Source organism: Microbacterium sp. DT81.1 (assembly GCF_049844955.1).
Taxonomy (GTDB): domain Bacteria; phylum Actinomycetota; class Actinomycetes; order Actinomycetales; family Microbacteriaceae; genus Microbacterium.
The window spans coordinates 1-11,641 of sequence record NZ_JBNCMA010000018.1; the positions used below are offsets into that span (position 1 = coordinate 1).

An 11,641-nucleotide genomic window follows, 5' to 3' on the forward strand; every position below is an offset into this window, starting at 1 on the left:
CTCGGGCCTGCCCGCGAGCAACCAGGAACGCCCTGCCCGCGACCTCCCTCGCGCGGGCATTGCGCGCATAGGGATCCTCAGCGAGCACCCCTGGATGCCGAGCTTCGATGAAACGATGCTGCGATTCGCACCGTTATGGTCGTAGATCGCTAGGCGGCCTAGTATGTCTCGTCGGGTATCCCGACCCAATACATTGGAGGCTATCTATGGCTAAGAAGACGATCACGACGTACGTTGACGATTTAGACGGCTCGGAGGCGGACGGCACGGTGACCTTCAGCTTTGATTCCAAGCTGTACGAGGTTGACCTGTCGTTGAAGAACCGGAAGAAGCTTGAGGATGCGCTTGCGCCGTTCATCAAGGCCGCTCGTTCGGCGGGCGGATCGCGGCGGTCTAGCAGCTCCTCAGCACGTGGGGCGAGTCGGACGGACCTCGCTTCGGTGCGCGCTTGGGCACGAGACAACGGCCGCGAAGTGAGCGAACGCGGCCGCGTCCCTGCGTCGGTAATCGAGGCTTTCGACGCTGCCCACTGACAACATCGTTGCTTACAGCCCGATAACCCCCGCCGGCAGTCCGCCGCGGTATCGGCCGTACGCTGTCCATAAGTATGGAGAGCGGCGCGATCGAGTCGAGCTGAGCAGCGAAAGGATCAGCACGTCGCGAGAGGGGCTCGCGGCGGCGCAATCCTCGGCGACTCAGCGGGCTCGTGAGTCCTGCGGCTCAGTCTTCCCGTTGCCGTCCGAAGATGTCCGCCAGATGGTGCGCAGCACGTCGATTACATCGTCGGGATGGGCGCCGGTTGACTCGGCATCGGCTATCAGGTCTCGGATGTGTCGTATGACGGATCTGGGAAGTACCGCGGCGGACTCGGTGACCCGAGTACCGGCTGCGGTGCGGCCGACAACGAGGCCGTCTTGCTCGAGCAACTTGTATGCCTTCGCCGCGGTACTGACAGCGACACCCAGATCGCTTGCCGTTCGTCGCACGGTTGGTAGCCGCTCATTCGCGCCGAGTTGCCCGGAGACGATCAGACCGCGGAGCTGTCGGTAGATGGACATCGTCGGGATTCCCTCGTCTGTGGGCGAGAAGTTCGGGTGCGTTGTCAAAGCACGCCCCTCGGGCCTACAGAGAAGATGTTCCTGTACGACATGTCGCCTCCGCTTCAGAATTGGGTGTCACATGTCTATCACGAGTTGTACCGTGGACTGACTACAAGACCGAATATGCGCCGCCGCGCGTGATCTCGCGCGGAGTCGAGAAGCGGTACGGCTCGTTCTGCTCGGCCACCGCTAGATGGGCGGCGTCCGTGCTGACGACTTGCGTGCAGCCGTAACGCCTGTGTTCGCAGAAATGGCGCGGACAAGACAAACGCTACGGCCGAAAAGGGTGGTGAAGTTAGGCGACAGGGGCATCCACCCGCTTTCATGGGTTGCTCGCTACACTCCAGCAAGGAGGTGGGATGGCGAACCTGTCCGCATGGCGGGTGAACGACGTGGTCGCGTATGAGGTCATGCGCGAGGTCGCTGGCACTCTCACCGCCCATCTCTGGAACGTGGCGCGCTCAGGCGGGGAACGCGCAGTCGATGCTCGCCGCGAGCTGGCGCAGGTACGCAGCGAGCTGCTGGCCGTCGATGGCTATGACCGCCGTGCCGTCGATGCGCTGACCGCTCGGCTGCGCGCGCGAACCCCTGAGCTTCCCGGAGACTCCTCGTGAATGTTCGGGCGCTGGATGACCACGATCGCGCGGAGATCCTGCGCCGCGACATCCTTCCGCTGCTCTTTCCAGACGCGCGCTCGAGCGACGATCCCGCCCTCGAGTTGCTGACTGCTCAGCCCGGCAGCGGGCTGTTCCGCGTCGCCGCAAGGCTTCATGCCGACGACAGCGACGAGATCACCATCCTTTCCGCCGACGAACTGCGCGTCTTCCACCCCTGGCATGCCGAGCTAAGCGCATCCGCGACGGTCGAGGCAGCGGGAGAGCTAGCCGCGGTGACTGCCGCGTGGTTGAGCGGGGCGATGGTCTACGCGCGGGAACATCGTCGATCTGCGCTGATCGAGGGCAGCTTCACGAATCCGTCGGTGGCGCTCCGCACGGCTCAACGGTTCGCCGCCGAAGGGTTCCGCACGCGAATTGTCATTGCGGGTGTGAGACGTCCAGAGAGTCTCCTGTCAACTGCTTCTCTTTATCTGCGTGGGGTACAGGCCGGCGGACCCGCCCACTTCGTCAGCCGCGATGCGCACAATCGCGGCTTCGAGGCAACCCGCGCGGTGGCGGTGGCGCTGGAGGACTCAGGGCAAGTTGACCGCGTGACCATCCTCGGCCGGGACGGCACTCCCGCGTTCGATGTTCACAGTGACGGCAAGGAGCGCGCTTTTCACGGTGCTACCGCTGCGTTGCTCGCCGTGCAATCGGAGCGTCTGACGAGCCTGCAGTCAGCCCAATGGCTGAGCGAGTTACGGCGGGTGACAGAGTTTGCTGCGACATTGCGCAACCCTCCTCGAGCGTTGACCGAGCTGTTAATCGACCTTCACGAGACGGCCCTGCGCGAGATCATCCCGGAGCTTCCCGTTCCAGATGGATCGAGCGTCGTCGCCACTCAGGCACGCGCCAGCGCGTCCGACCTCGTCGCGTTGCGTAGGTCGCTGGCGGAACACGGCCCGATCGACGCGGCCGCGCCTTCAGTCGCCGTCGGTGGTCCTGAGCGTGGTGGTCCCTCGCGATGACTCGGTGGTCGGATGGGCACAGATTCATCCGGCGTCTCCAGCAAGCCTTCCAAGAATCTCGCGTCGCGGTTGACCATCTGTTCTGATGCATCGACGTCGCTTGAAACCGTAGGGTGCTGCCCTGCCATCCCTAGCAAGAGGCTTCGTGAGCGCGCCGAGGGATGCGGAGTGCCGGCGCGTGGAGTAGCGGAGATCGCGAAGCGGGCGAGGATGTATCGCCTCGGACTTCGCCCTCGCTCCGACAATCGGCTGATCAAGCGGGGAGGGGACGACGTAGTGCCCGAGTGAGCGGTTGATAAGCGGAGCTCGAAGCGCAGCGGAGAGCGGAGTCTGCAAAAAGCGAACGACGGGATCGCAGTCGTTTACTCTCCGCTACACCCTGGCCGTCGGAGGGGAGTGAACGGCCTTAAGACCACGTGCGCGAGCCAACCCCGAAGGCGGGAACAGAACATTCGAGCGGGAGATACGATGGCCGGCCAGGGCGAGCACGGCGTCTGGGTTTAGTCGTTGACCAGCTTCAGGAGGTCGCGCGTGAACTCGCGACGGTGCGAGGTGGGGTCCGTGATGACCTCGAGGACACTCATTCGTATGCCCTGCAGATATGGGCCGTCGAGGTGAGCGAGTGGCATCACGCACCAGTCGAGATCCTCCTCGATCGTGTAGCCGGGTTCTTCAGACGGCTTGTCGGGGTAGTACCCGAGGCTTGCAACAGCCACGCGGTAGATGACCGATTCGGCGGTGGCTCGATCCAGCATTCGGGTCCTTCCGGCTTGAGTGTCGGTTCAGGGAGGTGGTGTCAGCGTGACAATCCCTGGCTTTGTCCCGCCGCACCGGTGTGTGGTGCCGCAGGATCGTTGTGATGTGTTCGGCGCTGCTCTGGTCGCGCCCTCAGTCGCGCGTTCATAACGCGAGCGATCTCGTCCATGCGTGCTTCCTCGGGAGTGGTGCCGACCTGCGAGAGGGTGCGAAACACTTCTTCCCGGCGAGCGGCGGTCGCTCTACGCCGGGCTTCGGCCTTACGTGCGACCATAGCTGCGTTGCGTTCGTAATCGATGGCGCGAGCACGTGCTGCGTCCCGGGCCTCACGCTTGCGAACCTCGGTAGGTGTCACCCACTCCGCGCGGATCCGCTTCCGCTCATCTTCAGTGCGTGTTCCTGCGAAGAATTCATCTGCTTGCGCGAGATTGCTGTCGCGCTCGGCAGGGCGCACTCGGTGGATGCGCCGAGGAGGAAGACCCGCTGCCTGGCGGCGCCGCTCCCTCGCTTTCCATTCCCGGTTGTAGGAAAGCGTCTTTTCCCGGTCCAGGCGGTATGCCTCCCGCCGGCGCTGATTGATCTTCTCAGCGTGACGTTCATAGTGCCGGCGAGACTTCTCCGCCGCTGGTCGTGGGTCGGTCCGGTACGCATCGCGCGCTCTTGCCGTGATGCGACCCTTGTGGCGTTCGTACCATGCTCGCTGCAGTTCATTGCGACGTAGTCGATACGCTTCGGGGTCCTCGGCTTGTCGCCGAGCCCGGTATGCCCGTTGCCGCTCGCGATTGCTCTCTTTGTGTGCGTCGGCATACCGCCGAGCATATGAGCGGCGATCTTCCTCCCGCTGCCGCTCAAGCTCGTCGCGCTCTCCTTGACGTTTGCGCTCGTCTCGCATGCGTCGGCGCCGGCTTCGTTCGCGCTCGTTGATTTCGGCATGGTGGTTCGCCTGATACCTGGCTTTCCAGGCAGCGACTCTGTCCGGGTTCGCGTCGTTCCAGCGTGCTCGGTATGCCGCCTTAGCGTCGCGGCGCCGCCGTGCTGCGACATCCTCTGATTCCTCGCGCGGTGACCCTGCGGGCATCTCTTCGAAGCCCATCAGGTCCTCTTCCCACTCGCAGGATGATTCGGCGGCTCAACGGCAGCTGTCGATGCGCCGCCTGCAGGAGTGAGGGACTCCCGAACTACCCAAGTGACGAGCTGGCGGACCCGGTCTTCCCCTCGTCCACGGAGGTCGCCTTGATCGGTGAGTGGCCGGTCGATCGCGACGCGGGTGAGCGTGTTCCCCTTACTTACCGTCACCACGTCCTGGCGTGCGCGAGCGAGAACTGGCCACACATCTCGTTCCCCAAGCGCGTCACATCAGAGATGAAGCCGGCGGTGCGCCCCGTGCTCGACGCGTTCGTCACGAGCTCACGGAGCAGGGGAGCGTCTGCGTGTGCCTTGTACTGCCGTAGATACGTGTCGAACCTGGGAACTCCGAACTTGGTGTCCAGCAACACTCGCCACGTGCTCAGCTGACGAAAGGCGCGTGTGTCGATCCGGTTCAGCAGAACTGCGTGTCGCAGGTGTCGCGGTTCGATCAGCCGACTGAGGGTCCGCATCGTCGGGTCCACTGTGAGCGGCTCGGGCGTCAGCGGCACTACGACGAAGTCCGCAGCATCCAACACCGCCTCAAGGATCGGTGTGTCCTCGAGGCTTCCAGGAGTGTCCACGAACACGAAGTCGTACTCCGCGCGTGATCCACGGATCCGGGCAAGCAGGCTGGGTGACTGGTTCCCCGTGAAGTCAAAAGGGAGCCGATCGGGAGCGTTCCCGGCCCACCACACCGTTGACTGCGGGTCAACATTTACAACCAGGACCTTGAAACGGCGCGAAAGGACAGCGCCGAGTTGCATGGCGACAGTGGTCTTGCCGACTCCGTCCACCCGGTTGGCGATAGCGATGATCGTCATCTCCCGCGCTTCCAATCTGCCTGACTTGCGGATCTATATTCGTGCTATACATTAGTACATGCTTTAGCCGTATAGTTAGTCAAGAGGCAACTGCGGAACGCCAACGCGGTAAGGCAAGCTGAGGAGGTGAAGGTCGACGTGAAGACAACCGACGGGCAGGCAATGTCCGGGCTCGCAATCACGCAGCCCGTCGGTACCGCGTTGCGCATAGCCCCCGGCTTCGTAGCTACTGCCCAGGATGAGCACACCGGCGTGGAGACAACGATCGAGGCGCACTACAACTCGCGGCGCGGGCGGTACATAATCACCACGATTGTGAATCGAGCCATCACCGACGAGTTCGACGAGGACCGGCTCCGTCACGCTGCCCCGCAAGCGATCCTGCAAGCAGCTATCCCGCACTGCATCGCCGTGCAACTAGATGACGGGCCAGATGCCACCTGGTTGACGGTCGCCGATCTCACCACCAACGAGGGGCGCATCATTCCCCCCTGGATGGCTCAGGCGGTCGTCAAGCGAGGCATGAAAGACGAACGATGGGATGTCATCGAGATCCTGTACGGGACGTCCGCGCTTGCGGACCTGCCCCCGGTCAAGATGATCGCGCTCGAACTGAACGTGCCCGAGCGCACCGCCTCTGACTGGATCCGGAGAGCCCGCGGGGCAGGACGACTGGTCGGGTTAACTTCCAACGTCGGTCGACCGGTCGGTGACTAGCCTTGCTTTGAACCCATCCGCGACCGCGCCAACGGTGGTTGCGGTCGACCACGCCACCGCTGCCGCAGCCCTAGCAATCAGCCCATCGAGGCTTCGCCACCACGTCCGTCTTGGCGACATCACGCCGCACTTCTCTGGCACCAAGCCGCTCTACGCGATCGCCGATCTCCAGCGATTCATCGAGCAGCTCCCGACGCATCCTGAGCATCTGCCGTCGGTGTAGGCCACCGGCTTTCCGTCGTCGGGCCCGAACCCGATGATCAGCCTATTCGCTACTGGCCGAGGTGTTGCCGAGGCGAGCTGGAGCAGACATCTGGCTGTTTGGATCAGGACGGTCCGCCCCATGTCATGGCCCCGGACCGGGCCTAGGTGGGGCTCGGAGCGCACGTGGCACCTCCCCTGTGGCTCGCTGCCTGAGTGACGTACGCTCCTCGGTGGGGGCCGTGGCCCGGATAGTCGCCCGTCGTTGAATTGGGCGACGGCTCGAACTACCGCCGGCGCAAGCCCGAGGGACAGATTTGTCGCCGAGACAAGCCGCTGTGGCCCGGGGCCTGTGGCCGACCCCAAAGCGCTATGTGAACACAAATGTGTACACCAGATCCTGTGACTCACTCCAAAGCCGCGTGGTTATGCGGATTTCCGGCCAGACCATCTGGCGTAGCGTCAGCTTCCCAAGCTGATAGCGCGGGTTCGATTCCCGTCATCCCCTCACCTCTCAGATCCGCGGAATTCCGCGGATCTGCGGGGGTTGTGGATGCGAGTTGAGACCCTTCCACGTCGTACTCCGTGCATCATCGTGCACGATCACGGCTCTGGAAGGTCTCGCAATCATGGCTCCTCGCTCACCCTCATCCCCGTCCCGCGCGCAGTTGGGCACCGTCCGGAGGCTGCCGTCCGGGCGTTTTCAGGCGTACTACATCACCGACGGGCACAAGTTCACCGCCCCGAACACTTTCCCCACCGCCCGTGCCGGGGAGGAGTGGTTGCAAGCGGAGCGGGTGGATCGCCGCCGCGGTGCGTGGCTGGATCCCACCGTGGGCTCCGAAACGCTCGGCGCCTACGCCCTGAACTGGCTGAGCACTCGCCCGGATCTTGCGCCCCGCACCCGCGACTACTACGAGCGCACCCTGCACCGGTGGGTGCTCTCCGCGGTGCCGACCGAACGCGGCGACGGGCTCACCCTCGGCACGTTCGCGTTGCACGCGCTCACTCCGGCGCTGATCCGCACCTGGCACGCGAACGTGCGAATCACGGCCCGCGTCGGAGCCCTGGCCCGGCTCACCCGGACACCGCGCCCCACGCACCCGGCGCGGGCCTGGGCGCGGTCAGTCGGTCGCACCGTGCCCACGTCCGGGCGGCTGTCGCCGGCGCTGATCGAGGAGTGGGAAGCAGCGGGGAGCCCGACCCTCGTAGACCCGGGATCCTCCGCGGTGGAATCCTCGCACCCGGACGCGGGACGCACCGCGGCGGCGCAGGCGTATCGGGTGCTTCGGGCGATCCTCAGCACCGCCCACGCGGACGGGCTGATCCCATCCAATCCGTGCCGGATCAAGGCCGGCGGAATCGTGCATCACCGGGAACGCACGATCGCCACGCCTGCGGAAGTGGATGCGCTCGCGGACTTGTTTCCGCCGCGGCTGCGCGCCGCGGTGATCCTCGCCGCCTGGTCCGGGCTCCGCTATGGGGAGCAGTTCGCCCTCGCCCGCCGGCACGTGGATCTGGAAGCCGGCACGATCCGGGTGGAGCGAGCGATCGAGCAGATCCCCGGCCAGCCCCTCCGATTCGGGAAGATCAAGACTGCGGCCTCCGCCCGGACCGTGGATCTGCCCCGGTTCGTGGTGACCGAACTCCGCGCGCATATGGCGCACTTCGTGGACGCCTACCCGGATGCACTGCTCTTCACCCGCGCCGCCGCCGGGGATCCGGTCCCGAGCCAGGATCTGTCCCGCTACATGCGGAAAGCCCGCGCCGTGATCGAACGCCCGGACCTCACCTGGCACGATCTCCGGCACACGTCCGCCACCCTCGCCTACCGGGTGGGTGCGAGCACCCGGGAAGTCATGGATCGGCTCGGGCATTCCACAACCCGGGCCGCGCAGATCTATGCGCACACCGCCGACGACTCGGGGCGGTTGCTGGCATCCCGGCTGGATGATCTCCGCGCCCCCGCTCCGGTTGCGCAGATCAACGCCGGAGCGTGAATCGGTGCTCTCAAACACGCTCGACGGCGAAACGGTGCGCGTGATTGAATGCGACACATGAGCACGTCGTGTGGCGACAGCGGGTTTTCCCCGTCACACCCCGGCGCGGCCTCACACCTCACGCTGACCGAGATCGCCGCGATCATGGCAACCGACGACTATGGCCGCGGGTTACGGGCACTCGATCGGCTCCTCCGCGGGCTCGAACGGTGGGCCGCATCCAAAGGGAGTGTGCGCCGCTTGCGCTGGGTGCTGTCCTCGCCCGTGTCGCCGGCGGGAGACCTCCTAGCGCTGATCGCCGCGATGCGTGCCGCGCTCGATGCGCGAGGATCGCGTGGGATGCCGCTGCTCCCCGCGGCGCAGGCGATGGCCGCGGCACTGGATGACCGAATTGGAACGCCGCCGCGCCCGGGTGCGACTCCCGAAGTGCACGTGCGGGCGGTGGACGATCGGGCATGGGCGCACCTGACCGACCCCCGTGCTCGTCACCGTCGCCGCGATGTGAGCGCGATAGCCTCGCCCCGCGCGGCTCGTGTGCACGGCCTCCTCGCGGCGCCCCGCGCGCCCGGCGTGATCGGTGCGGCGCGCGTCTAATAAGCGATCCGATCGAAACCGGGCACATCTCTAGGAGGCCCCCGGCACGGCTCCGGTAGCACCGCTCGCGCACCGTCCCCCGCTGTACCCCTCACCCTTTGTGGGTCTCCGGAATGACGGTCACACCTCATGTGCCCCACCCCCTTGGCGCGCGATCCCGCGCCCGACGATCTGCTGTTCATCAGCGAGACGGCGGCAATTCTCCGCCTCCACCACCAATCCGTCCGGAAGCTGATCCGGGACGGCCAGCTGAGCGCGATCCGCGTGGGCCGCACCTATCGGATCCGGCGAAGCGATCTGGACTCGTGGATCCAACGGCAACCCACAACGCACGAGCGCCACGACGGATGATCCGCGATGGACACTCGTGCACGCGCGGCCATCTTCCACGCGCTCGCCTCGATCGGTTCCCGCTCGACGGCGGCGCCGGCGGGATCCAGGGCGCTCCGGGCGGAGATCTATCGGCACTGGCCCACCGATCTGCCGCATCCTCCTCGCGCCGAACTGGTGTCCGTTGTGCGCTCCGTACAGCGGATCCACGCGGCCCGTTCGGTGTTCGCCGCGACGGCGGAGCCGCAATCGTGAACGCCGAACGCCCACCAGCCCAGGGTTACCGGGGATCGTGGCGACGCGGGCCGCACGATCCGCCGCCCGCATCGTGGACCGTCGCCGCCGCCATCCGCGATGGCGAACGGCACGGCGCAACGTTCGGAGCGAACGCCCAACGCGGAGACACCCCGATCGGCTATCTCGACGGGCGAGCGGCGGGATCCCGTGCCGCCGCCTGGACCGTAGCCAGGCTCGGTAGCGCCGCCGCCCTGGACGCGGAACGCTATCACCGCGTCTATCTGGCCGCGGTCACCGCCGCGATCGGTCGGATGCTGCCGCCGGGAGGCACCCTCTCCGGACGCGAGTACACCGACGGGTTCCGCGACGGATACCAGAGCGATATCGGGCTCTCGTCGTGAACTCCGCCGACCATGCCGCGACGAACGCCGATCCGCCGCCCCCACCGCTCCGGTTGCGGAGTTTCAACCTCATTCCTGCTACGCCCACCCGGTGGCTGATCCGCGGGTGGCTTCCCCGGGAGGGGATCACCGTGCTGATCGGCGACGAGGGAATCGGAAAGAGTCTCTGGTGGGTGCACGTCGCCGCGGCGATCACTACCGGCTCGGCGCTCCCCGAGTTGGGGATGGATGCCCGCGAGTCAGGCGCCGTCGTCGTCGTGCTCACCGAAGACACCGCCGGCGAGGTTTCCTCCCGACTCACCGTGGCTGGGGCGGATATGGCGCACGTGCACTTGCTCACCGTGGGGGAAGCTGAAGACTCGCCCACATTCCCGGACCGGACCGCGGAGCTGCTGGATCTGCTGCGCGCCGAAGCCGTGACCGCGGCCCTCGTTGTCGTGGATGTGTGGCTGGACACGGTGCAGGGCTCGGTCTCGGTCAAGGATGCTCAGCAATCCGCCACAGCCCTCGCCCCGTGGCGGGCGATCGCGATGGACCTGGATGCGGCGGTGCTGCTCATCGGTCACACGAATCGGATGGCGACGGGAAGCACCCGAGACAAGACCGGCGCGACCAGCACGCTCCGGAAGAAGGCACGCTCCTACCTGTTCGCGATGCGCCCGGTGGACGGCGAGGGCGCGGAGCGGCGCGACCGGCTTTATATCGGCCCGGACAAGACCAGCAGCGGCACACACGGTGCCGCCGTGGATTACCGGATCGCGATCAGCCAGGTGCGCGAGCCCACCCCGGAGGATAGCGGCACCGCGGCGCGGCTCGAATCGCACGGACGACTCCCGCGCCCGATCGCGGACTATCTGCGGGAACGGCACGACACCGAGTCCGGCGGGCCCGGTGATCGCCGGCGAGGGCAGGCGGCGGAGTGGCTGCGGGAGTACATGGCCGATCCGGATCGAAGCGCCGGCTATCCGGTGGGCTCGTTGAAACGGGCGGCGGCGGATGCCGGGTTCAGCGCCCGCACGATCGAGCGGGCGATGGCGGAGTGCGGGGAATCGTCCCGCGCCGCCGGGAATGTGTGGCTGTTCCGGCTCCGCGAGGGTGGCGAGCCGACATGAGCGAGCAATGGTGCGTCGTGGCTCGCCACTGGCGACCCACCGGAGGCGTGCACACCGTGGCGTGCGGGGCACGATCAGCGGGATTCCGCGGGCCGGCGTCCGGCTCGCCACTCTGCGACCGTTGGCGAGTTGGCGAGTGTGTGCATGTTGGCGAGTTGGCGAGTTGGCGAGCCACAACCGAACGGGATGCGGATCGGCTCGCCACTCGCTCGCCGTGGCGAGCCGCGATCCCAATCGGGAGTAGGTCTCGCCATCTCGCCACATGTAAAAGTTGGAGGGGGTGGCGAGCCGGTTGGCGAGCCGGCGCCCGGAGCGAGCGGGGAAGCGCGGCGACGATCGCCCGCGGCACGTGCCCTCCTCGCGAGATTCGCCACCGCGGAGCGAGCGCGCGGCCCGGTTTTCTGATGGAGGCACGCCCCCTCGGACACCCCGCGCATGTACCGTTTACCCCCGGAAGCGCTCAAACAATTCGGGATCGGAACAATTCGCGGGGAGCGCGGCGGATCGCGCCCGATTGCGCCGGATCCTCACCGCCCGAACTGATTGTCGACGACGCTTGAAAACTGGACAGTAACGACGCTTGAAAAGTGAACACTCAACGATTGGAGAGTGATCACTTT

The 11,641-nt window shown here is 66.1% G+C and carries 15 protein-coding genes; 11 read left to right on the plus strand and 4 right to left on the minus strand.

The annotated features are described in order from the left end of the window. Positions 1–206 precede the first annotated feature (206 nt). Positions 207–533, plus strand: coding sequence for a histone-like nucleoid-structuring protein Lsr2 (locus ACLQ2Q_RS22050; RefSeq protein WP_425824015.1), 327 nt, complete (start codon positions 207–209; stop codon positions 531–533). A gap of 162 nt (positions 534–695) precedes the next feature. On the opposite strand, the gene ACLQ2Q_RS22055 is transcribed toward ACLQ2Q_RS22050, so the two are convergent. Further along, positions 696–1,058, minus strand: a complete 363-nt coding sequence (locus ACLQ2Q_RS22055) for a GntR family transcriptional regulator (protein ID WP_425824017.1) — start codon at positions 1,056–1,058, stop codon at positions 696–698. A 401-nt stretch (positions 1,059–1,459) separates the two neighbouring features. On the opposite strand from ACLQ2Q_RS22055, the gene ACLQ2Q_RS22060 reads away from it, so the two are divergent. Beyond that, on the plus strand, positions 1,460–1,714 hold the full coding sequence (locus tag ACLQ2Q_RS22060) for a hypothetical protein (RefSeq protein ID WP_425824019.1): 255 nt from the start codon (positions 1,460–1,462) through the stop codon (positions 1,712–1,714). Next, entirely contained in the window at positions 1,711–2,724 is a 1,014-nt protein-coding gene (locus ACLQ2Q_RS22065) for a zeta toxin family protein (protein ID WP_425824021.1), read from the plus strand. Before ACLQ2Q_RS22060 ends, ACLQ2Q_RS22065 begins: the two co-directional genes overlap by 4 nt. A 500-nt stretch (positions 2,725–3,224) precedes the next feature. Here the strand turns inward: ACLQ2Q_RS22065 and ACLQ2Q_RS22070 are convergent, their stop codons facing one another. From ACLQ2Q_RS22070 to ACLQ2Q_RS22080, 3 genes are all read right to left on the minus strand, one after another. Continuing rightward, positions 3,225–3,479 carry a hypothetical protein gene (locus ACLQ2Q_RS22070; protein WP_425824023.1) on the minus strand — a complete coding sequence of 85 codons (255 nt, stop codon included), beginning with the start codon at positions 3,477–3,479 and terminating at the stop codon, positions 3,225–3,227. Between the two features lie 41 nt (positions 3,480–3,520). Further along, a complete protein-coding gene (locus ACLQ2Q_RS22075) occupies positions 3,521–4,573 on the minus strand; it encodes a hypothetical protein (RefSeq protein WP_425824025.1) in 1,053 nt (350 codons plus the stop codon). Between the two features lie 199 nt (positions 4,574–4,772). Next, positions 4,773–5,429 carry an AAA family ATPase gene (locus tag ACLQ2Q_RS22080; RefSeq protein ID WP_425824027.1) on the minus strand — a complete coding sequence of 219 codons (657 nt, stop codon included), beginning with the start codon at positions 5,427–5,429 and terminating at the stop codon, positions 4,773–4,775. A 126-nt stretch (positions 5,430–5,555) separates the two neighbouring features. On the opposite strand from ACLQ2Q_RS22080, the gene ACLQ2Q_RS22085 reads away from it, so the two are divergent. The 8 genes from ACLQ2Q_RS22085 to ACLQ2Q_RS22120 all read left to right on the plus strand — a co-directional run bounded on the left by ACLQ2Q_RS22085 (position 5,556) and on the right by ACLQ2Q_RS22120 (position 11,021). Next, a complete protein-coding gene (locus tag ACLQ2Q_RS22085) occupies positions 5,556–6,146 on the plus strand; it encodes a hypothetical protein (RefSeq protein WP_425824029.1) in 591 nt (196 codons plus the stop codon). Positions 6,147–6,153: 7 nt separating this feature from the next. Then, the gene (locus tag ACLQ2Q_RS22090) at positions 6,154–6,369 is read left to right on the plus strand and encodes a hypothetical protein (protein WP_425824031.1); all 216 of its coding nucleotides are present in this window, start codon (positions 6,154–6,156) and stop codon (positions 6,367–6,369) included. 607 nt (positions 6,370–6,976) lie between these two features. Next, entirely contained in the window at positions 6,977–8,347 is a 1,371-nt protein-coding gene (locus ACLQ2Q_RS22095; protein WP_425824033.1) for a tyrosine-type recombinase/integrase, read from the plus strand. A 57-nt stretch (positions 8,348–8,404) separates the two neighbouring features. Further along, on the plus strand, positions 8,405–8,941 hold the full coding sequence (locus ACLQ2Q_RS22100; RefSeq protein ID WP_425824035.1) for a hypothetical protein: 537 nt from the start codon (positions 8,405–8,407) through the stop codon (positions 8,939–8,941). 129 nt (positions 8,942–9,070) lie between these two features. Then, positions 9,071–9,292, plus strand: coding sequence for a helix-turn-helix domain-containing protein (locus ACLQ2Q_RS22105; protein WP_425824037.1), 222 nt, complete (start codon positions 9,071–9,073; stop codon positions 9,290–9,292). Positions 9,293–9,298: 6 nt separating this feature from the next. Next, positions 9,299–9,526, plus strand: a complete 228-nt coding sequence (locus ACLQ2Q_RS22110; protein ID WP_425824039.1) for a hypothetical protein — start codon at positions 9,299–9,301, stop codon at positions 9,524–9,526. Beyond that, positions 9,523–9,909, plus strand: a complete 387-nt coding sequence (locus ACLQ2Q_RS22115) for a hypothetical protein (RefSeq protein WP_425824041.1) — start codon at positions 9,523–9,525, stop codon at positions 9,907–9,909. Before ACLQ2Q_RS22110 ends, ACLQ2Q_RS22115 begins: the two co-directional genes overlap by 4 nt. After that, positions 9,906–11,021: an AAA family ATPase gene (locus ACLQ2Q_RS22120; protein ID WP_425824043.1), complete on the plus strand. Its 1,116-nt coding sequence runs from the start codon at positions 9,906–9,908 to the stop codon at positions 11,019–11,021. The genes ACLQ2Q_RS22115 and ACLQ2Q_RS22120 overlap by 4 nt, the downstream gene beginning before the upstream one ends. The last annotated feature ends 620 nt before the right edge of the window (positions 11,022–11,641 follow it).

Coding starts and splice junctions, on each gene's coding strand:
- ACLQ2Q_RS22050 (WP_425824015.1), top strand. CDS start 207: ATGGCTAAGAAGACGATCACGACGTACGTTGACGATTTAGACGGCTCG.
- ACLQ2Q_RS22055 (WP_425824017.1), bottom strand. CDS start 1,058: ATGTCCATCTACCGACAGCTCCGCGGTCTGATCGTCTCCGGGCAACTC.
- ACLQ2Q_RS22060 (WP_425824019.1), top strand. CDS start 1,460: ATGGCGAACCTGTCCGCATGGCGGGTGAACGACGTGGTCGCGTATGAG.
- ACLQ2Q_RS22070 (WP_425824023.1), bottom strand. CDS start 3,479: ATGCTGGATCGAGCCACCGCCGAATCGGTCATCTACCGCGTGGCTGTT.
- ACLQ2Q_RS22075 (WP_425824025.1), bottom strand. CDS start 4,573: ATGGGCTTCGAAGAGATGCCCGCAGGGTCACCGCGCGAGGAATCAGAG.
- ACLQ2Q_RS22080 (WP_425824027.1), bottom strand. CDS start 5,429: ATGACGATCATCGCTATCGCCAACCGGGTGGACGGAGTCGGCAAGACC.
- ACLQ2Q_RS22095 (WP_425824033.1), top strand. CDS start 6,977: ATGGCTCCTCGCTCACCCTCATCCCCGTCCCGCGCGCAGTTGGGCACC.
- ACLQ2Q_RS22100 (WP_425824035.1), top strand. CDS start 8,405: ATGAGCACGTCGTGTGGCGACAGCGGGTTTTCCCCGTCACACCCCGGC.
- ACLQ2Q_RS22105 (WP_425824037.1), top strand. CDS start 9,071: ATGTGCCCCACCCCCTTGGCGCGCGATCCCGCGCCCGACGATCTGCTG.
- ACLQ2Q_RS22110 (WP_425824039.1), top strand. CDS start 9,299: ATGGACACTCGTGCACGCGCGGCCATCTTCCACGCGCTCGCCTCGATC.